The sequence below is a fragment of the Micromonospora sp. LOL_014 genome (genome assembly GCF_048060245.1).
In the GTDB taxonomy this organism is placed as follows: Bacteria; Actinomycetota; Actinomycetes; order Mycobacteriales; family Micromonosporaceae; genus Micromonospora_E.
In genome coordinates this window covers 162,720-182,902 of the sequence record NZ_JBHMIP010000008.1, presented here as the reverse complement: position 1 = coordinate 182,902, position 20,183 = coordinate 162,720, and the positions used below count along the sequence as shown (strand labels likewise).

Genomic DNA, 20,183 nt, shown 5'->3' with positions numbered 1-20,183 from the left:
CTCCGACCGTCAGGTAGCCCGGCAAGTCACCCCACACGGACGTCGATTCCATCCTCGGTGAGCCAGTGCAGGAGTTGCCCGAAGTCCGGGTCGCCGGCTGCGGTGGGCGGGCTCAGGCACTCCTGAGCCACAGCCGAATGCCGCCAGACCAGCTTGAACGGCGCGGTGGCTCCCCAGCCGCCTCGTGTGCAGTCGTGTAGCGCGTCGGCGTTCGAGCCGAAGTAGCCGCCGGCTCCGTTGACCGCCTCGCCGATGGCACAGTAGAAGCCTTCGATGTCGGTGACGTTCTGCCCGTCGAGTTCGTAGGCGGTGCCCGCCGGCTTGTCGGCGGCGTCGTGCCGGTGGTGGGAAAGCGCCGCCATGGTCCACTCGCGACGTAGAGTGCGGTCGTAGCCCACCCAGCGGCCTGGTTCGGCCGGCCGGCCGGAGCGCCAGAGTTCCCAGATCTGGCGTGCCCCGCGCGGCATCGGGCCAGGGAAGGCGGTGTCCAGGGTGACATCGACCAAGCCGCCGCCCAGGGCCGACGAACGAACCGCCGTGACCGCACCTTCGACATGTACGCCGACCACCAGTGTCGCGCTGCCATCGTTCCCCACGCTGGCGATGGAGGCACGGATTCGGCGGCGCCACGCAGCCCCACCAGGGTTGCCGGCCCCGCGATCCAGTGCGTCGAGTGCGCGTCGCAGAGTTGGCGCGGGATCGCATCCGATCAGCACCGTCGGCCGCGCCGCCGCTGACACCACGTGCTGGGCGTCCTCGAAGAGGCCGTCGATGTCGACGCATGCGGCGATCGCCTCGCCCGGATCGTCGGCATCGTCGTTGAACAGCAGCCAACGGGGCGGCAGCGTACGGTGCCAGCGCCGCAGCAGTTCTCCAGGCGCTCCGCCACGAGACATGGAGCGACCGTACCGGGTGTACCGCGCTGCACGGTTCGGGTTCCTGGCGGGCAGCCATCGAACGGCGATCAGTCCGCTGATGTAGTAACCGTCCTCGTCGATTTGGGTGGCAACTTCGAGATTGACGTAAGTGGCCAGAATTTCCAGTCGGTGCACTTCCCAGTACGAATATCTCAGGTCGCTGAGCCAGATCTGCTCGACCTCCAGGGCGACACGCATAGGTGATGCTGCTGGTTCGGCGAGACAGAAGGCCGTGATCTGCTGGGCAGATTCGGGTGTCGTGTTTACGGCCACCTCTCGGATCGAAGGACATCGGAGCAAGTAGTGGTCGAAGTCGATCGACATTCCCGAGAGATTGTCCGGATCGGCGGGAGGTGCTACAGATGCGACTGCGCGGACCGCTGCGGCGAACGCGGTCGGATCGGCTGCTTCCGTTGGATGTTCTTGGGGCTCGATGGCCTGCGGATCCTCCCACCATGTCTGGCCTCGGCGCCGGCGCCACCAGTACAGGACGGTCCGATCCTCCGGCCACCCTCCGAGGGCGCGACTGCCTGGCTCGAAGTGGTCCCGCTGGAGGTCGATCTTCCGCCAGTGTGGTTCTCGGCCGTAATCAGCGGGGTCGACCCACCGCTCATTCGATTCGCCTTCGCTGCCAGGTCCCTTCAGGTAAAAATCCCGTTGCGCCTCGATCAGCGATAATATGTTCGCGCCTCGCGCTCGGTAGGGCCGGCGCAACTGGTAGACATCGTCTTCCCAATGGCATATTGGACAAATATCGTGAGATCCTGGTGGTTCGGTCATCGTCTGGTAGCCGCAACACACACATGGGTACACGAGGTCCATACATCAAGTGTGACAGGTGCCTCTGTCGCTACCTGAAAGGTTGCCTCGGGTAGCTGGATCAGTCGGTGTCGCTGGCAGCCAGGACCGCCAGCCCTCGCCGGTCCGGTGACACCACTGCCAGACCGATATCCCAGGCAATGCGGTCGAACCATGCGGTGGAGCCGGCGAACGAATACCACGAACAGCGATGCGCCAGCGCCTCGACGTCACCGACCGGTGCGCCATGCGGAGCGCCGACCAGCGCCGCAACCGACCGCCACGCCAGCAACCGTCCGTACGCTCCATACGCGCCGCGGTTGTACGCGCCGCCGGTCGACGCTGCCGAGAACAACTGCTGCCACGCCTGCAGCGCCGAGCATGCGCCGAGCCCGGTTGTCATGCCCTGGGCGCATTCCAGGCCGACGCTCACCAGCGCATCGCCGACGGCGTCCGGCGGGAGGTCGTCGTCGAACGCGAACGTCCGTGCCTCGATACGGCCGTTGGATCCCTCGGCCCAGTTGTCGACCGCTGCGCTCAGCGGGACCGCCTCGCCGGACGTGGTCGTCTCCCGCCAACGAGGAACAGGGCCGTGCCCCTGAACAGGTTTCGCTGCCATGTCTGGTAGCTCATGGCTGCCACCGTCGATGTGGTACTCGGGAAGGCTGGGGCGTCCTTCGATCGGAGTCAACGACAGCGGTAGCCAGCCGAGCGGATGATGGCGCCAGTGCGGCGATTCGGCCCACCGGTGATGCACCTTAGCTCCGCGCAATACCAGCTCCTGCAGCAGACAGGCCCGCAGCTCCTCCGATCTGCCTGCATCGAACACGACGCCCAGATCGGTGACGGTATGGGCCGAAGCGAGCAGCGACGCGGCGTACCGGACCTGGCGACGGTCCTGCACGACGGAGATCAACCGAACGGCCTGGTCGGTCACCCCCGGCGTCAGAGTCAGCAGCCGCAGCGTCCGATTGAACACGCTGCGGTACTGCCACGGTGCCGTCGTATCGCCTCCGAACCTGCGCCACATCGCGATGCCGAGATCCGCGACGAAGCGTGCGTCGCCGGCCTGGAGATGCTTCTCGGCGAACTCCTTAACCCCCGTTACGTCGCCCGACTCGGCGAGGCCAGCCACGATGCTTCGGGGATCGTCATCCACGCAGAGAACCCTAGCCAGTGTTCACTCCTCGCATCGACCTGGCCTCGATCGGCACCAGCGAACGCACCATGAGCTGGCGGTCTTAGCTAGACCTTGCATCGGGAGCCAGCACTGGTGATGTCTCCGCTGCGCACCAGCTCCCGGATCGCCGCGGTCATCGCTGGTATGCCGGGCTCCGGCACGATGAGCTGGTCAACTGCCCAGAAGTAGCTGCCGTTCGCAACCTCTCCGGTATTCTTCCACCGCGCCAACAGGCGGCCGACCTCGTCGACGGTGAAGATCGTCAACGACCAGGTGGAGCCGTCGGGAAGGTCGACGAACGCGTCGACAGAGGTCACAGCGTCCACGATGTCCGTTCCTGGATCGAGCAGAAACCGTGCCACGAACGTCGGCTCGGTGATGGTGGTGTACGGATCGCCGGTGCCCATGGACGCCAATCATGGCCTACCGCCGGGGTCGTCAGCGCGTCTCGTGAAGTGCCTGGTCGACGGCCTGCCGCAGGTGTACTGCCTCGTCGTCGTGGTCACAGAGCAGCAGCACGGTGAATGGGACGACCGTCCCCTCCGGTGGGCCGCCCGCGCCGGACCAATGGCGAACTGCCTGGGCGAGGATGCGGAAGAGTGTGCGCTGGTCCGGGGCGCTGTCCGGCAGCAGCTGGTGCGCGTTGTCGACGATCACCAGGTAGCCGTCCGCCGGTAGCCAGTGCAGATCTCTCAGACAGTCGGACAGCGCGTCCCAGTTCCAGCCGAAGTAGCGGGGAAAGAATAGGGCATCCGAGAAGTCGTAAAAGACCTGGTTGGCATCCGTGAACCTCATGCCGTCAAGGCGGGCCGCCACGAATCTGCCGGACGCCGGAAGCACTGCGGCCAACTCCACCAGGGAGCCACGCGAGCAGACCACGATCGGATCGCTGGAGCTGTGCCACGCTTCCTCCGCCATCCGTTGTCGGTGAGCCAGCGCAGGAGTTGCCCGATCAAAATCGGGTGCCGACTGCGGCGGCGACTCGGCGGCCGATGCTCTCCAGTTTGTCAATGATCCGCAATCCCTCGCTGAGCTCTATTCTCCCACTGCCGACCTGTTCGATAAGTCGCTTTGCCTCGCCGGAATTCTCAAGAGCCTTCCTGGCTGCAGTCCCCCGTCGTCCCCCGAACTGGGATTCGTGTAGGGCTTCCCGGAGAACGGCAATCACGCGCTTGGCTGTGGAGTCGAACACGATTTGGAACTGGTCGCTGGCATCCTTCTCCAGGTCGGCCATTGCAGAGAGTGGGGAATCGTTTGCGGACTTGGTGTCAGAGTTGATTGTTGTATGGCTATCCCTTTGCGGGGGGTTGCCAAGGGCCAGGTCGACTGCTGCGGAGAACATCTTGATGGCGCTCATTGCGTCCTGAACGCAGGCGAAAAATACGAACGGCGTAGGGGTCTCCGTGCGTAGGGACCGTTCGATTATCTCTGTTGCGTCGATCAACGACCTCAGTGCGATCTCGCGGTAGATCCTGCCGGCGCGCGCCGCTTCGTTGCTGACTCTGAAGGTGGTTTCAATGATGTCGCGAATGCTCCCGAGGTATTCTACGAATGACTTGGCAGGGTGATTTGGGTTGTCGATGTAAATTCTGAATTTCTCGTCTATTGGTGCGTCGCGGTACGCGAGTGGTAGGTTTGCGTCTGCGGCGCAGTCGCTCAGCCTGAGGAACGCCCAACCTGGCGGCGGCGGCCCCCAATCGGGATCTGGGTGCCAATCTGCGGTAGGTGTCCATCCCGGTGGCATCTCGGTCCAATTTGGCGGAGCTGTCCACCGAAGTCCTGTGGTGGAATACAGATGTGGGCTACCTGACTCACTACGCGGCATGCCGTTCACTGTATGCTGCCGGTCGACGTAGTGGGTAACGGAGGCATCCTTGCCTGACGAACCCCGGCACCATCAGTTGGGCAGCTCGACTTCGTGAGATTGGTCAGCCTCAGCCAAAGCGGGCTGGGTAGGCAACCGGAACAGCCTGTCTGGTTGCTGCGAAGTCGCGACGGCACGGCCGGACGGGCGATCGGCGTACGGGCGGATCGTTGCTACCGTCGGTCGGTGCGCCAGGACTCGCCGAGGTGGGAGCAGATCAACCCCAGTGGGTACGAGTGGGAGCGGGAGGGCCTGCGGGAGCTGGCCTCGTACCTGCCGGATGTCGACCCGTACCACGTCTGGGCCAACATCGAGTTCGTCGCGTCCGACGGCTCGATCAACGAGGTCGACGCGCTGGTGCTCACCCCCAGCGGGCTGTACGTCGTGGAGCTCAAGCACTGGCAGGGTGAGCTGCACGGCGACGGCGGTCAGTGGGTGCACCGGGCGACGAAGACGTCGCGGCTGATCCCGCGGGACAATCCGACGATCCTGGCCAACCGTAAGGCGAAGCGACTGGCGAGCCTGATCGACCACTACGCCCGCCAGCAGCGCAAACATGCCCGTACGCCATTCATCGGGGCGGCGGTGTTCCTGCATGCCCGGTCGTTGCGGTCGCAGCTGGATGCGATCGGCCGCCAGCACGTGTACGGCCTGCACGATGCGTCCGAGTCGGGTCTGCCGAGTCTGCGGGAGATGTTGACGGCCCCGCCGCGTAATCCGGCGCATCTGATCGACGAGGTTCGGGGGCAGGAGATCGTGGCCCTGGTCAAGGGGGCGAAGATCCGCCCGTCGGTGGCGGACCGCAAGGTGGGGCAGCTGCTGCTGCATCCGCGTCCGTTCGCTGAGGGCGTCGGCTGGCAGGATTTCATCGCCGGGCATGTGATGGACACCGCGCTGCTGCGCCGGGTGCGGTTCTATCTGACCAGCCGGGCGCCGGAGGAGGAGATCCCGGCGATCCGGGCTGCTGCCGAGCGGGAGTTCCGGCTGCTGCAGGGCATCCACCATCCGGGGATCGCCCAGGCGCACGACCTGGTCGATCATCCGCTGGGCCCGGCGCTGATCTTCGACCATCAGCAGCAGTGGGTACGCCTGGACCAGTATCTGGTGGAGCGGGGTGACCGGCTGACGTTGGCGCAGCGGCTGCACCTGCTCGGCGACCTGGCGGAGATCGTCGACTACGCGCATTCGCGTCGGCTGGCGCACCGGGCGCTGCATCCGGGCGCGGTGTACGTCTGCGATCCGGAGTCGTCGCGTCCGCAGCTGGTGGTGACGAACTGGCAGACCGGTGGCCGGTTGGCGGACACCCGGTTGACCCGTACCGGTGGTTCGTCGACGGACCCGGGCAGTCTGACGTTGCTGCACGACGACGAGGTGCGGCGCTACCAGGCGCCGGAGGCGGCGATGCCGGGTCGTCTGCCCGGCCACCAGTTGGACGTTTTCGCGCTCGGCGCGGTCGGCTACCGGATCTTCGCCGGTAGCCCGCCGGCGGGCAGCGCCGAGGAGTTGGCGACGGCCGTACGCGACAGCGGGGTGAACCTGGCGGCGGCGGTCGACGGGATGCCGGCGGCGTTGGTCGACGCCGTCTACGACGCGACCCGGGGGGATCCGACGCGCCGGTCGGCGACTGTCGCCGCGTTCCGGTCCCGCCTGGAGCGGGTGTGGGATGAGCTGACGGCACCGGAGCCGGAGCCGGTGGTCGATCCGCTCGTCGCCCGCAAGGGCGACGTGCTCGATATCGGTTACACCGTCCAGAGCCGCCTGGGTGCCGGTTCGACGGCGCTGGCGCTGCTGGTCAGCGAGCCGGCGGTCGACGGCAAGGACGGCCGGCGACTGGTGTTGAAGGTGGCCCGCGACGAGCAGCACGCCGCCCGGCTGGCGGTGGAGGCGGAGACGCTGGACAAGCTGCGGGACCGGCGGGTGGCGGCGTTGGTGCAGGGGCCGATCACGGTCGGTGGCCGGACGGCGCTGCTGATGGAGAGCGCGGGGGAGCGGACCCTCGCCGAGGAGCTGCACGGCGGCCGGCTGACGCTGGATCTGCTGGAGCGGTACGGCCGGGACCTGCTGGAGATCGTCGTCTACCTCGACGAGGTGGGGATCTGGCACCGGGATCTGAAGCCGGCGAACCTGGCGGCCCGACCGCTGAATGCCAAGGACCGGCAGCCGCATCTGTGCGTTTTCGACTTTTCGCTCTCCGCGACCCCGACGGACCAGCTGAGCGCCGGCACCGCCGGCTACCTGGATCCGTTCCTGGGTCCGCCGAAGCGGCTGCGCTACGACCGGGCGGCGGAGCGGTTCGCCGCCGCGGTGACGTTGTTCGAGATGGCGACGGGGTCGCTGCCGGAGTGGGGTGGGGCCAATCCGGCGGCGGTCAGCGACGAGGTGACCCTGGATCCGGCGATGTTCGAGCCGGCGGTCGCGGACCGGCTGGTCGACTTTTTCGGCCGGGCGTTGGCCCGGGAGACGGCCGACCGGTTCGACACGGCCGAGGAGATGCTCGACGCCTGGCGGGACATTTTCCGTAAGGTGCCGGTGGCCGGCGGCGGGCTGGCGTCGCCGGCGGCGGTGTCGGTGGCGAGCCTGGACACCGTGTTGGAGCAGTCGCCGTTGACGGAGCGGGCCCGTTCGGCGGTGCGCCGGCTCGGGTTGGTCACCGTGCGGGATCTGCTCCAGGCCAAACCGTCCAGGTTGGTCACCGCGCAGGGCGTGCCGGACGCGACCCGCAAGGAGATCCTGTCGTACGCCCGGTCGCTGCGCCCGCTGCTGGCGGCCGACCCGGCAGACCGTGTTGGTGCGGCCGACGGGGCGGAACAGGGCGGCGACGGCCAGCAGACAGCCGGGGTGGCGACGCGGGGCATGGAGACGCTCTGCGCCGCGCTGCTGCCGGCGGAGACGGGCCGCACGAGCAAGCGTCGGACGACGTTGGCGGTGCTGCTGGGCCAGGAGCCGGCACCGGGCGACGACACCTGGCTGCACTGGCCGACCCAGGGGGAGGTGGCGCGGCGGACCGGCCAGACCCAGCCGCAGATTTCGACCCTGTTGCGCAAGCAGGTGCAGGTCTGGTCGGGCAACGAGCTCGTGTCGGCGGTACGCGACGAGATCGTCGCCCTGGTGGAGAGCCGGGGTGCGGTGATGTCGGCCGCGGAGCTGGCCGACGCGCTGATCGCCACGCACGGCTCGTTCACGTCGGAGCCGAAACGCACCGCCCAGGCGGTCGGCCTGGTCCGGGCGGCGGTGGAGACGGAGCTGGCCACCGGCGGGGACGCCCGGTTGGCGATCCAGCGGTTCCGTGCCTCGTCGACGGTGCTGGTGGGCCGGGAACCGGTGGATCCGGCGGCGACGACCACCGCCGCCGACCTGCTGTCGTACGTGGTGGCGCTCGGCGGCCGGGCAACCGAGTTGGTGGAGTCCGATCCGCTGCCGACCCGGCAGCGGGCGGTGGCGGAGCTGGCCGCGGTCCCGCCGCCGCCGACGATGCCGGTGGTGCCGGAGCTGCGGCTGCTGCAGCTGGCGGCCGCCGGCAGCAACGGCCGGGCCGACGTCAACGGGCAGGGCCAGCTCTACCCGGTGGACATGCCGGCCGAGCGGGCGTTGCGGTTGGCCGCTGGCAGCATCGCCGGGCAGCGGCTACGGGAGGACGAGATCATCGGCCGGGTCCGGGCCCGTTTCCCACGCGCGCAGCAGCTGCCGGGCCGGCCGCAGGTCGACACACTGGTCCGCACCGTTGCCGGGCTTGACTGGGATCGCGAGCAGCGGGTGTACGCGCCGCCGGCGCTGCCGTCGGTGCTCAGCGGCACCCGGGGTGCCACGGTCACCGGTGGGTACGCCCCGCCGCTGTGGCAGGCCGATGAGGTGGCGGCGAAGCTGGCCGGGGCGATCGACCGGCGGGCGTTCCTGGCGGTGTTGACCCCGTTGCGGGAGCTGGCCGCCGCCCGCCGGGAGCTGCTGGCCCGGCTGGCGTTGACCGAGGTGGACGTGACGGGGATCCTGCTGGATCGGCTGCGGGCGCTCGGCTACCCGTGGCAGGCGTTGGTGGCGGCGGATTCCGGTTCGGCCACTGACGCGAACTTCCGCAGCCTGGTGGATCTGGTCCGGCACGAGGTGGTGCCGGCGATTCGGGCGGCGCTGGCCACGGACGCGCCGGTGCTGTTGACCGAGGCGGCGCCGCTGGCCCGGTACGGCCAGGTGGAGCTGTTGGCGGAGTTGGCGGATCTGACCCGGCCCCGGCCGGCGGCGCGACTGCTGCTGGTGCCGGCCCGCAAACCGGAGCCGGCCATGTTGGACGGTTACCAGTTGCCGTTGACGTCACCGGCGAGTCAGTCGCTGTGGATATCGGGGCAATGGCTATCGGCCACTTCTGGTAGGACTATCCACCATGCCCATCCGACGGCTGCTTCTGGAGAACTACCGAGGGTTCCGTAACCGGCAGGAGATCGAGCTGGCACCGATCACGGTGGTGCTCGGCAAGAACAACTCCGGCAAGAGCGCTCTGACCCGTGCACCGCTGGTGATCGCCACCGGCTTCGACACCACCTCACCGTCCCCACTGGATTTGGAACGACTGGGCCCGGACGCGGCCGATGACGTGCGCGAGCTCTACTTCGATCAGCTCGATGTGCGGCCGCTGACGTTGGGCGTGACCGTCGACGGTCCGCTGCCGTTCACACTGCGGGTGGATCTGGAGTATTCAGCCAGACTACGCAACGCGGTAGTGGCGGCGCTTCGGGTCGACACAGATGACAGCGCCGACCCGGTCGGCACCGTTGAGTTGGTGTCGAGCCGATTCACCGCCCCGATGCCGGATACCTCGGACATCGACGGCGTCGAGCTGTCGACGCTTCCTGAGCCTTCGGTCGACGGGCTCGACGAGTACGACATCCGCATCAGTGGCGAGCCGACCCGGACGAGGCAGGTGCGTTTCGCGGGCCTGCTGCCTGCCGCCGGGCAACTGCCGGACCTGGACGACCTGTTCCGCCAGGTGCGCCCAGGTCTGATCCGATACCTGGGGCCGTACCGGGAGCGGGTGGCCCGTCAGCATCGGATGCCGATCGGCACGCCTGCCGCGCTCGGCACGAAGGGCGAAGGGCTGGCCGGCCTGCTGGCCGACAGCCAGCGTAAGTCGGACGGGCGGCTGCTGGCACAGATCAATGCGCAGCTGCGTGAGATCGTGCCCGGATGGCGACTGGAGGAGGTCGCTGCCGGCCCGCTCTGGTCGACGGTGCTGGTCAGGGACGGTTCCAGGGCGAGGATCAATCTCGCCGACGCCGGCAGCGGGCTCGCCCAGGTGCTGCCGATCCTGGCGCAGTGTGCGATGGACGAGCTGGCAGGAGGCGCCGCCGCGCCGCCGTTGCAGATCATCGAGGAGCCGGAGGCGCACCTGCACCCACGTGTCCACGCTGACCTGGCCGACCTCTACCTGAGGACCGCGCAGCGGACCGGGACCCGGTTTCTGATCGAGACACACAGCGAAACGCTGCTGCTGCGGCTGCGTCGCCGGATCGCCGAGGTCGACAACGACTACGGCCCGGAGACGGTTGCCATCTACGTCGTGGAGCAGCACGACGGCGTCTCGTCGGCACGTCGCATCCCGCTGGACAGTCTCGGCAACCTCGACGACAGCTGGCCGCCGGGCTACTTCTCCCAGGACTACCACGAGGTCCGAGCCCTCGCGGCTGCCCAGTCGGAACGGAACGCCCGTGCTTCTTGACATCGACGAGACGATTCTGGACGGCGCGGACCACCGGCCGGTGATCACGCTGCTCTGCATGGTGGCGGAGAAGCGCCACGACTGGCATCCGACGTTGTCGCAGGCAGCGAGGATGATCGACCTTGTCGAGCGGCTGGCCCGAGCGGGTGTCCGGATGCCGGTGCTCAGCCAGTGGGCAGAGGAGGCGACGGAGGAGGCCGCGTACCCCAGCCCACCGGACGCTCGGCGGACGGTGCGTGTCGGCCTGGCTGACCTGGAGCATCTGGTCGCCGACCTGGACAAGCCGGCGGTGCTGGTGGTGGAGAATCAGCTCGCCGATGGCAGCTTCGTGCAGGACATGGCGGCGGCCCTGGACGACAAGCGGATCGTCGAGGCGCTGCGTCGGATGTGGCTTCGGCTGCACAACGGCGGCGGTAAGGGCCAGATGGCCGAACTCGCCGCCGATGAGGGAAAGAAGTTCGCGATCGTGTCGCCAAGGGTGGCGATCCTGTTCGACGGCGACCGCGACGGCCCTGGCCAGCCGAGCGACAACGAGCCCAGGAAGGCGCAGGCGCACGCGGCCGGCATCCAGAACGTGCACATCCTCGCCTACCGGGCGGCGGAGAACTACGTACCGCTTGTGGTGTGGGAGTCGCTCTACCCCCGGCATCGGCGAAGGATCAGCCAGCTGCGGGCGATGCCGGCGAATCAGCGCGGCTACCTGAAGAAGGACTCCTACCCTGGCAACGGGCTGCCCAGGCAGCTCACAGTGGCGGGCCGGAAGCTGACCGAGGCGGACTTCGACGAGCTTGGCCCAGACGTCGTCGCCGAACTGCGGCAGATCCTCACGATGATCCACACGATCCTGTAGGACACTAGCGGTATGTCCAGCAGCCGGGGAGACGTCCAGGTCGAACCCACCGTGATGATGCTGGCCGACGTGCTGGAGGAGATCGCCGCAGGCCGGATCCGAGTGCCCAGGTTTCAGCGCCCGTTCGTGTGGCGTCCTGAGCAGATGCTGGACCTGTTCGACAGCATCGAGAGAGGGTGGCCGATCGGCGGCATCACCGTGTGGGAGACCACCGACGAGGTGCCCTCGCTCAACTACCTCGGTGAGGTGCCGGTGCGGATGCCGCCGGCAGGTACGCCGGTGTCGTACGTGCTCGACGGGCATCAACGGCTCTCCACCCTGTTCGGGGTGCTGCGCAGGCAGGGCCGACCGCCGCGCGGCGACGATCAGCGGGAGTGGAAGTGGCGGATCTACCGCGATCTGGAGCCGCAGGAGGACAACGAACGCTACCGGCATCATCGGGCGTTCGGCTCCCCGCCGCCCCTTCCTCCTGATTCGTACCTCCCGATGCGCTCCGTCAACAGCACCGTCGACTTTCTCCGCTTCCTGCGGAACCTGGAAGCGCGGGTCAACGACGCCACCCGAATGGAGAGGCTGGTCAACGAAGCCGACTGGGTGGCGCAGCGTGTCCGTGCGTACAAGATTCCGTTGGTGCGGGTCCGCGACAGCGACCTGGGGTCGGCCATCGAGGTGTTCGCCCGGATCAACAACCGTGGAGTACGCCTGGAGACCCACGAGATTGCCTCCCGGCTGACCGGCCCGATCCAGAAATCTACAATGGGCGAACAGGTCGACAGCATCGTCGAGTCCGTCGCGAGCACGGGCTTCGGTGAGCTGCCCAGGATGGCGGTGTTCCGGTCGATGCTAGCGATCGGCGGCGAGCCGGACGTCATGAAGCCGCACTGGGAACAGGTGGCGCAGCGGATCCGGACCAGTCAGATCGACGTGCTGGCGGCCGGGCAGAAGGCGGTGCACAAGGCGGTGGAGCTGCTGAGGGCGGCGGGTCTGCCGTTGGCGGCGCTGTTGCCGTACTCGCATCAGTTGGTGTTGTTGACCTACTTCTTCCACTGTCGGCCGGACCCGACCGGCAACCAGCGGTTGGAGCTGGAGCGCTGGTTCTGGGTGACGTCGTGGGCGGGGTCGTTCGCGGGTGCCAACTCGACCCGCATCCGGGAGGGCCTGGCGGAGATGAAGGCGTTCGCGGACGGCGCGACCCCGACCCTGAAGCTCGACGTCGGTGCGGTGCAGCCGATGCCGGAGCCGTTCAACCTCAACAGCGCCCGGACCCTGGCGTACGTGGCGTGGGAGGCACACGAGTTCCCGACCCGGCGGGACGCGCTCGGGCAGGAGTTCGACGTGGTGAAACGGTTGGCCGGCGGGGTGCCGCAGGCGTACCGGCAGATCGTGCCCGGCCATTCGACGGCGGCCAACCGGATCATCCTGCCGACCGGCCCGGGGGACAACCCGCTGGGGGTGTTCAAGGAGCTGCGGGAAGGCCAGTTGGAGCGCACCATCAGCCGGGAGCACGTGACGAGGCTGCTGGCCAGCCACTGCATCAACGAGCGGGCCTTTCTCAAGCTGCTGGCCGGCGACCACGAGGGGTTCCTGGCGCTGCGGGCCGAGGTGTTGCAGGAGCGGCTGCGGGCGTTCGCGAAAGGGCTGGGCGTGACGCTCGGGCCGGACATGACCGGCGTGGCCGACAACGACACCGAGCACGACGAGTGACCCCGCAGCCGAATTTTCGACTGGGGCATCTCTCGGTGGAAATTGATGAACATCTTGGGTGGTTGTTGCGATACTCCGGGTTGACGTTCCTTCGAGAGGGGCGGGCCTGGGATGGTGGATCTGTCGTTCGTGTGGCTGGAGATCACCGGTAGGTGCCAGTTGGAGTGCCGGCATTGTTACGCCGCCAGCGGTCCGTCCGGCGGGCACGGTTCAATGACTGCAGTGGACTGGCGGCGGGTGATCGACCAGGCGGTGGAGCTGGGCGTCGAGATGGTGCAGTTCATCGGTGGGGAACCGACTCTGCATCCAGATCTTCCGGATCTACTCAGGCATGCCCTGGCCGCCGGCTTGGAGGTGGAGGTGTTCTCCAACCTCGTGTATGTCACGCCGGCCATGTGGGAGCTGTTCGCCCAGCAGGGGGTGCGGTTGGCCTGCTCGTACTACTCCGATCAGGCCGGGCAGCACGCTGCGGTCACCGGTCGGGCCGGCTCGCACGCTCGTACTCGGGCCAACATCGGTGAGGCGGTGCGCCGGTCGATTCCACTGCGGGTAGGTGTGGTCGACCTGGGCGGTGGCCAGCGCGTGGGGGCTGCGGTTGCCGAGTTGCGCGGTCTGGGTGCGACAGAGGTGGGTGTGGACTGGCTCCGGCAGGTGGGCCGTGGGGTAGGCGGCGATGCCTTGGGTGTAGAGCAGTTGTGCGGCAACTGTGCGTCGGGTGTTGGCGGTCGGCGCTGACGGTGCGGTCTGGCCGTGCGTGTTCTCGCGCTGGCTGCCGGTCGGCAACGTCCGTGAGGCGAATCTCGCCTCGATCCTGACCGGCCAGGGTACGGCGCAGGTGCGGGCCGAGCTGAGGTCGGCCTTCGGGAAGCGGCCGAAGCCGTGCGGGCCGCAGTGCGCGCCGCAGTGCGCGCCAGCGCGGTGCCAGCCGACCTGTTCACCGTCGTGTAGTCCGTCGTGCAACCCCTGTGCGCCGTCGAAGCGGTGCTGGCCGTACTACCGCTGACCGATCGGACCTAACCCTTCCAGGCGGCCGCGTCTCCGGCAGGTCACTGACTCTCCGGATATCCGTGGTGGGCTCGCGGTGACCGAGGTGGCTGGGTGATGCTGACAGTGTGAAGCACACACGGTGGCTACCGAATGAGGACCATTGGCCAGAGGACGACGCTGAGGACCACCGGCGGCGGCTGGCGTCGATGCTGCGTCGGGCCGCTGCCGCCCTGCGGGTTGAGCTGGTGGGTGAGTTCCGGTACGGATGGCGTAACCGATCGACCGGTGCACGGGTGGACGACGACGCCACGACGGGTGGCTGCGGCTGGTCGGGGAACCTGTCAACGGAGAAGTCGGGGTGTTCTGGGACGGCAACGCCACCGCCTCGCAGCAGTTGGGCGGGCTGCGGCTGCCCCGGGTGTGGCGCAGTTGGGAGCACGCGGAGAGCGATCTACGGTTCCGCGCCGACCTGATGAGTCACGTCGACGAGCCGACGTGCAGCCGGACTGCGGCGCTGACTGCGGTGCCGGCGCTGAGCGAGATGTGGTGGATGCGTCTTGGCGGCACCCTCTCCTTCCTGACTGAGGTCGAGACGGATCGGGTCGCGGTGGATAATGAGCGGCTCGCGTCCCGGATCCAGATCTGGGATGAGGCCTTGCCGGTCGATGTACATCAGTGGGTGCCCGCGCACGCGGACCTGCACTGGGCGCAGCTGACCAGTCCGGGCTGCTGGGTGCTGGACTGGGAAGGCTGGGGGTTGGCTCCGGCCGGGTTCGACGCGGCCAGCCTGTACCTGCACAGCCTGGCCGCACCACCTGTCGCGCGGCTGGTGCGCGCCCGGTATCTCGCTGAGCTGGACAGCCGTGACGGCATGCTCAGCCAGCTGTACATCGCCGGGCGAATGCTCGACCGAGGTGACCTCGACGGCCATCCGGCTGAGAGCGCCGTCTATGCGCACGTTGGCACAGTGCTGCGGGCGCTGGGCGCTGAGCCCGGCTCCTACCGGCATCTGCTGCGCTTGGTCAACGATCGGCGAGCAGGTGGTGCAGGAACCGGCCCGGGTCGGCCAGGAACGCTCGGGTGAGGGCGACCGGTTCGGCCTGGTCGTAGTCAACCGGGGCGATGGTGCCGGCGGCGTCGATTTGCAGGATCGTCGCGCCAGGGCTGGCCAGCAGGATCGGCGAGTGGGTGGCGATGATGAACTGACTACCCTGGTCGACCAGGTCGGCGATGCGCAGCAGCAGGGCCAGGCAGCCGTGTACGGACAGCGCTGCCTCCGGTTCGTCGAGCAGGTAGAGCCCTTGCGGGCCGAAGCGATGATTGACCAGGTCGAGAAACGACTCCCCGTGCGAGCGTTCATGTGGGGAGACTCCGCCGTAGGCACCGAGCAGAGGTGGGGAGTTGGGGTCGGCGTCGAGGCGCTCGATCTCGGTGGCAACGTTGTAGTACGACTCGGCGCGCAGAAAGAACCCGGTGCGGGGCTTGCGGCCGGGGGCACGTTGCAGCACCAGGTGCTCGCCGAGCGGGGATTCGGTGGCGCGGGTGGTGAACCGGAAGGACGTGCCGCCGCCCTCAGGGTTAAACCCGGCGGCGACCGCGATTGCCTCGACCAGGGTGGATTTGCCGGTGCCGTTGTCACCGGCGAGCAGAGTCACCGGCGTGGGGAAATCGACGCCCTGATCAGCCAGCCTGGCCACAGCAGGGATGGTGTACGGCCATCGAGCCTGATCGGCCGGGGTCAGCGGCCGGGTCGGCAGGTAGGCGCGACGCACGAACATTTGTGATCACCTCCTGCCCGTAGGATCGCAGCCGTGCTCGATGAACTCGACGAAGACGCGCGGCGGCGACTCCAGCAGGCGATGCAGGCGCAGGTGAAACACCTTGCCGATGACCTGCGGGAGCGGCTCGCGGAGCCGGAGTCGCTGTCGCTGCGGGCTGAGCTGCTGCAGGAGTACGAGAAGGCGAAGAAGGCCGAGCGGCTGGCCGGCGCGTTCGAGGTGTGGCTGGAGGACGTGCTCGACCAGGCGGCTGTGGCCTGGGTGCTGGGTTGTGTCTTCGTCCGCTTCTGCGAGGACAACGAGCTGATCGACGGGCTGTGGATCGGCGGGGACGACCCGGCGGCCCCGGCCGAGACGGGCATGCAGCGGCGGCAGGCGTACCTGATCGAGGCCGACCATTCGTTGCACAACGACCGGCACTGGCTGCGGGAAGCGTTCCGCTACCTGGGCAGGCTGCGCCCGACGGCGCAGATCTTCGACAAGCACAACCCGGTGTGGCGGTTCGACATCTCCGGCGCGGCCGCGGAGGAGCTGAGCAACTTCTTCCGTACGGGGGAGGGCCGGGTGTCGCTGCGCAGCGCGACCCTGGACACCCGTTTCCTCGGTGACCTCTACCAGGAGCTGTCGACGCACGCGAAGAAGACGTACGCGCTGTTGCAGACCCCGGTGTTCGTCGAGAAGTTCATCCTGGACCGGACCTTCGAGCCGGCGCTGAGCGAGTTCGGCCTGCCCGAGATGAAGGTGATCGACCCGACGTGCGGCTCCGGCCACTTCCTGCTCGGCGCGTTCGACCGGCTGGTGCGCGAGTGGCGCAAGCGGGAACAGACCACCGACATCCGGGCCATCGTCGACCGGGCGCTCGGCCAGGTCACCGGCGTCGACATCAACGCCTTCGCGGTCGCCATCGCCCGCTTCCGGCTGCTGGTCGCCGCGATCAAGCTCGGCAAGTGGCACAAGCTCGAACGCTGCCCCGCCTTCCCCGTCCGCGTCGCCACCGGCGACTCCCTGCTGGAGTGGGGCCGCTTCACCTCCCGCGCACAAGGCGACCTGCTGGCAGCCCTTGAGGGCGAACCGGTCTTCGCCTACGAGAGCGAAGACGAAGAACTGCTAGCCGAGTATCTGGAGGTCGGCCAGTACACGGTCGTCGTTGGCAACCCGCCCTACATCACCGTCGCCGACCCGGCCCGCAACAAGCTCTACCGCAGCATCTACCCGGGCGTCTGCCATCGGCAGTATGCGTTGACCGTGCCGTTTGCCAAGCGCTTCTTCGACCTGGCAAAACGATCCGACGAGCACGGCGAGGGCGCCGGCTTCGTCGGTCAGATCACTGGTAACGCCTTCATGAAGCGTGAGTTCGGCAAGAAGCTGATCGAGGACTACTTCGCCCACGAGGTCGAGCTGAGCGAGGTCATCGACACCTCCGGCGCCTACATCCCCGGCCACGGCACCCCGACCGTGATCCTGATCGGCCGCACCAACGCCCGCCGCCGCCTCCCCGTCGTCCGCGCTGTGCTCGGTGTGCAGGGCGAGCCGACGACCCCCGACAATCCGGCCGACGGCCTCGTCTGGCAGGCGATCGTCGACCAGGTCGACGTACCCGGCTCCGCGTCCCGCTGGGTCACCGTCCAGGACCTCGACCGCTCCCGCCTCCTCAAACACCCCTGGAGCCTCTCCGGTGGTGGTGCTGGCGAACTACTGTCGGCGATTGGTCGTTCTTCGACCGTGCTTAGTAAGTCGATTTCCGGGTCGATCGGATTTGCGAGTTTTCCAGGGCAAGATGATGCGTTTTTCGCACCCCCCACGTGGTTCTCGCGTCGCCGCGTCGAGCCAAGGCGATGGCGACCGCTCGTCACTGGCGAGGCGGTGCGGGATTGGGCTGAGGATTGCCGTGACGGTGCCCTGGCTCCGTATGCCGAGGATCAATCGGTTGTTCCTTTCGGTATAGATTCCTCCTGGGGGCGCGGCCTCTGGCGCGTCCGTCGCACGTTGGAATCTACAACTGGGTTCGGGGGCGAGTCCAGAAAAGAGTCCGGTGAACCATGGTGGAGTTGGTACCGGTGGGTGGCTGCTCGATACCGGACACCATTGTCGGTTGCGTATGCGGAGGTGGCCACGCACAACCACTTCGTTCTTGATCGAGGCGGTAGGGTTTTCAAGCAGACGGCACCGGTGGTCAAGCTGCCGGAGGGTGCGACTGAAGATGATCACCTGAAGCTGATCGGTGTGCTTAACAGCTCGACCGCCTGCTTCTGGCTGAAGCAAGTAAGCCAGCAAAAGGGCGGGACCGCCAACTCCAGTGGAGGCGGTAACCGGCTCAGCCCGGAACAGTGGTATGAGCGTTATCAGTTCAATGCGACCAAGGTGGAGCGGTTTCCGTTGCCGGCGGAATATCCGTTGGGGCGGGCGCGTGAGCTGGACAGGTTGGGGCAGCGGCTGGGTGAGCTGACTCCGGCGGCGGTGGCCGAGTCGGGGGTGCCGACTGTGGAGCGGCTGGCGCAGGCGCGTGCCGAGTACAACCTGGTCCGGGCGCGGATGATCGCGCTTCAGGAGGAGCTGGACTGGGAGGTCTACCGGCTCTACGGGCTGATGGATGAGGATCTGACCCATCCGGACCCGCCAGGGCTGAGCCTTGGTGAGCGGGCGTTCGAGATCACGATGGTGCAGCAGAAGGTGGAGACGGCCTGGTTCGTGCGGCACGACTCCGTACCGGTGGACAAGCCGAACCCCGACTGGCCGGCGGATTACCGCGACCTGGTGGAACGACGGATCTCTGCAACGGCCGGCAACCGGCACCTTCAGCTGATCGAGCGCCCGGAGTGCAAGCGTCGGTGGAAGACCGACGGCTGGGCAAAGATGCAGGCGGATGCGTTGCGGGACTGGCTGTTGGAGCGGCTGGAGGCCCCCGAGCTGTGGGGTGGCACGCCGGAGCCGCTGTCGGTGGCGCAGCTCGCCGACCGGGTGGCCGGCGACGCCGACTTCCAGCATGTGTTGGCGCTGATACCGGAGTACGAGGGCATGAGCCTGGTTGACGCGCTCGACAAGCTGGTCGCCACCGAGCATGTGCCGTTCCTGCCGAAGCAGCGCTACAAGCCGTCCGGGCTGCGTAAGCGGGTGTTGTGGGAGCAAACCTGGGAGAAGCAGCGGCGTGAGGACGCCGGAGAGACGGTGGAGATCGACGTGCCACCGAAGTACACGTCGGCGGACTTCAGCCGGCCGTCGTACGCGAAGGCGCGGGGCAAACTCGATGTGCCGAAGGAGCGCTTTATCTCGTACCCGGAGATGGGTCGCGACACGGACTCCAGCCTGCTGCTCGGCTGGGCCGGGTGGGACCACCTGGCGCAGGCGCAGGCGCTGGCCATGGTGTACGTGAATCGGCGCAGCCAGGAGGCGTGGGAGGCGCACCGCCTGCTGCCGCTGCTCGCCGGCCTGCTGGAGCTGGAGCCGTGGCTACACCAGTGGTACGCCGACGAACGCCCCGGCTACCCCGGCTCGCCGGCCCAGTTCTACACCGACTTCATCGACACCGAGCTGTCCACCCTCAGCTCCGACCGCACCGTCCTGTCCCTGCTCCGCGGCCTCCCCGAGTAGGACCCGACAGGTTTAACCCGATACGCCTGGCGGTTGTGCAACCTTGATAACTTTGTCTGGCAGCGCAGCCTGCCTGACGTCGGCTCGCCCCTCACCAACGAGTTTTCTGACGTCATCGAGCAAGGACGGGTTCTGTTCAAGCATCAGCTTGATGCCGTCTCGCACCTCCTCGGGTGTAAGCATTCCGCTTGAGTCGGGCAGTTCAAGATTCTCGATCCTGGCATTGCGTAGGACCTCGATCTGCTCTTCACTGAACCGCTTCGCATCCTCGCTCAACAGCCTGGCGGTCAGGGCTGCGACAAAGCGTTCCATGGCCTCGACGCTGCTCATGCTGATTTGATTCTCGTCCGACGAGGCGATCGCCGCCTGTGGGAAGTTTCGAGCGGTGTCCACGGCATCGCCGTCAGCCTTGCGGGATTTTGCAAGTCTTTCCCACGCCGACCTGATGGCCGGACTTGCCCTATTGATCCACCATCGCCTGATGTGTGGCGCAGCCTTCTCCGTAGCCTTGATGGCTGCAAGCAGGACTAGAAAGCCGAGTACCGCTCTGGCGTCCGGGAGGTCCTCTTCCTTGGAGTTTGGTGTAAGATCGTAGTCGATGTAGGTGAAGGGCGGCGGTGAGTAGTACTCAATCGATTCTTCTAGACTTTCGTCCTTCAGGAAAATTTCGGCATGTCTAAGTGTCTTTGCTTCAGGGTCATGCGCAAAACCACGGTGGGCGCCGGCGGTCTTTCGTGACGAAGAGAGGCGCGCGCCTTTTGGTGCTCGAATGGTGGCCTTGTATTCGTCGTATTCTTGACTGTCCATCTAATG

At 67.3% G+C, this 20,183-nt stretch carries 15 protein-coding genes and 1 pseudogene; 8 read left to right on the top strand and 8 right to left on the bottom strand.

Annotation, left to right across the window (positions count from 1 at the left end; genetic code table 11):
* Window positions 1-26 precede the first annotated feature (26 nt).
* From ACFHW1_RS09690 to ACFHW1_RS09665, 6 genes and pseudogenes are all read right to left on the bottom strand, one after another.
* On the bottom strand, window positions 27-1,115 hold the full coding sequence (locus ACFHW1_RS09690) for a barstar family protein (RefSeq protein WP_416615272.1): 1,089 nt from the start codon (window positions 1,113-1,115) through the stop codon (window positions 27-29).
* A 447-nt stretch (window positions 1,116-1,562) separates the two neighbouring features.
* Window positions 1,563-1,739, bottom strand: a pseudogene (locus ACFHW1_RS09685) (CPCC family cysteine-rich protein); the annotation flags it as partial.
* 58 nt (window positions 1,740-1,797) lie between these two features.
* Entirely contained in the window at window positions 1,798-2,874 is a 1,077-nt protein-coding gene (locus ACFHW1_RS09680) for a DUF6183 family protein (protein ID WP_416597647.1), read from the bottom strand.
* 86 nt (window positions 2,875-2,960) lie between these two features.
* Entirely contained in the window at window positions 2,961-3,302 is a 342-nt protein-coding gene (locus ACFHW1_RS09675) for a hypothetical protein (protein WP_416615254.1), read from the bottom strand.
* 31 nt (window positions 3,303-3,333) lie between these two features.
* Window positions 3,334-3,813 (bottom strand): barstar family protein, encoded by a 480-nt coding sequence (locus ACFHW1_RS09670; protein ID WP_416551957.1) that lies wholly within the window; start codon window positions 3,811-3,813, stop codon window positions 3,334-3,336.
* A 34-nt stretch (window positions 3,814-3,847) separates the two neighbouring features.
* Entirely contained in the window at window positions 3,848-4,639 is a 792-nt protein-coding gene (locus ACFHW1_RS09665; protein WP_416551956.1) for a hypothetical protein, read from the bottom strand.
* A gap of 306 nt (window positions 4,640-4,945) precedes the next feature.
* On the opposite strand from ACFHW1_RS09665, the gene pglW reads away from it, so the two are divergent.
* The 7 genes from pglW (at window position 4,946) to ACFHW1_RS09630 (ending at window position 15,088) form a co-directional block, all read left to right on the top strand.
* Window positions 4,946-9,178, top strand: a complete 4,233-nt coding sequence (pglW, locus tag ACFHW1_RS09660) for a BREX system serine/threonine kinase PglW (RefSeq protein WP_416551955.1) — start codon at window positions 4,946-4,948, stop codon at window positions 9,176-9,178.
* Window positions 9,132-10,463, top strand: coding sequence for an AAA family ATPase (locus tag ACFHW1_RS09655; RefSeq protein WP_416551954.1), 1,332 nt, complete (start codon window positions 9,132-9,134; stop codon window positions 10,461-10,463). Before pglW ends, ACFHW1_RS09655 begins: the two co-directional genes overlap by 47 nt.
* Window positions 10,453-11,313, top strand: coding sequence for a hypothetical protein (locus ACFHW1_RS09650; protein ID WP_281552888.1), 861 nt, complete (start codon window positions 10,453-10,455; stop codon window positions 11,311-11,313). The genes ACFHW1_RS09655 and ACFHW1_RS09650 overlap by 11 nt, the downstream gene beginning before the upstream one ends.
* A 12-nt stretch (window positions 11,314-11,325) precedes the next feature.
* Entirely contained in the window at window positions 11,326-13,017 is a 1,692-nt protein-coding gene (locus ACFHW1_RS09645) for a DUF262 domain-containing protein (RefSeq protein WP_416551953.1), read from the top strand.
* 111 nt (window positions 13,018-13,128) lie between these two features.
* Window positions 13,129-13,752: a radical SAM protein gene (locus tag ACFHW1_RS09640; RefSeq protein ID WP_416551952.1), complete on the top strand. Its 624-nt coding sequence runs from the start codon at window positions 13,129-13,131 to the stop codon at window positions 13,750-13,752.
* On the top strand, window positions 13,724-14,020 hold the full coding sequence (locus ACFHW1_RS09635) for an SPASM domain-containing protein (RefSeq protein ID WP_416551951.1): 297 nt from the start codon (window positions 13,724-13,726) through the stop codon (window positions 14,018-14,020). Before ACFHW1_RS09640 ends, ACFHW1_RS09635 begins: the two co-directional genes overlap by 29 nt.
* Window positions 14,021-14,362: 342 nt before the next feature.
* Entirely contained in the window at window positions 14,363-15,088 is a 726-nt protein-coding gene (locus ACFHW1_RS09630; protein ID WP_416551950.1) for a hypothetical protein, read from the top strand.
* Here ACFHW1_RS09630 and ACFHW1_RS09625 read toward each other — a convergent pair.
* Entirely contained in the window at window positions 15,027-15,782 is a 756-nt protein-coding gene (locus tag ACFHW1_RS09625; protein WP_281567152.1) for an AAA family ATPase, read from the bottom strand. The two genes, ACFHW1_RS09630 and ACFHW1_RS09625, sit on opposite strands and share 62 nt — an antisense overlap.
* A gap of 33 nt (window positions 15,783-15,815) precedes the next feature.
* Between ACFHW1_RS09625 and pglX the strand changes: the two genes are divergently transcribed.
* Window positions 15,816-19,370, top strand: coding sequence for a BREX-2 system adenine-specific DNA-methyltransferase PglX (pglX, locus tag ACFHW1_RS09620; protein WP_416551949.1), 3,555 nt, complete (start codon window positions 15,816-15,818; stop codon window positions 19,368-19,370).
* A 12-nt stretch (window positions 19,371-19,382) separates the two neighbouring features.
* On the opposite strand, the gene ACFHW1_RS09615 is transcribed toward pglX, so the two are convergent.
* A complete protein-coding gene (locus ACFHW1_RS09615; RefSeq protein ID WP_416551948.1) occupies window positions 19,383-20,177 on the bottom strand; it encodes a hypothetical protein in 795 nt (264 codons plus the stop codon).
* Window positions 20,178-20,183 lie beyond the last annotated feature (6 nt).

Coding starts and splice junctions, on each gene's coding strand:
- ACFHW1_RS09670 (WP_416551957.1), bottom strand. CDS start 3,813: ATGGCGGAGGAAGCGTGGCACAGCTCCAGCGATCCGATCGTGGTCTGC.
- ACFHW1_RS09615 (WP_416551948.1), bottom strand. CDS start 20,177: ATGGACAGTCAAGAATACGACGAATACAAGGCCACCATTCGAGCACCA.
- ACFHW1_RS09645 (WP_416551953.1), top strand. CDS start 11,326: ATGTCCAGCAGCCGGGGAGACGTCCAGGTCGAACCCACCGTGATGATG.
- ACFHW1_RS09675 (WP_416615254.1), bottom strand. CDS start 3,302: ATGGGCACCGGCGATCCGTACACCACCATCACCGAGCCGACGTTCGTG.
- ACFHW1_RS09640 (WP_416551952.1), top strand. CDS start 13,129: ATGGTGGATCTGTCGTTCGTGTGGCTGGAGATCACCGGTAGGTGCCAG.
- ACFHW1_RS09690 (WP_416615272.1), bottom strand. CDS start 1,115: ATGCGTGTCGCCCTGGAGGTCGAGCAGATCTGGCTCAGCGACCTGAGA.
- ACFHW1_RS09655 (WP_416551954.1), top strand. CDS start 9,132: ATGCCCATCCGACGGCTGCTTCTGGAGAACTACCGAGGGTTCCGTAAC.
- ACFHW1_RS09665 (WP_416551956.1), bottom strand. CDS start 4,639: ATGCCACCGGGATGGACACCTACCGCAGATTGGCACCCAGATCCCGAT.
- ACFHW1_RS09625 (WP_281567152.1), bottom strand. CDS start 15,782: ATGTTCGTGCGTCGCGCCTACCTGCCGACCCGGCCGCTGACCCCGGCC.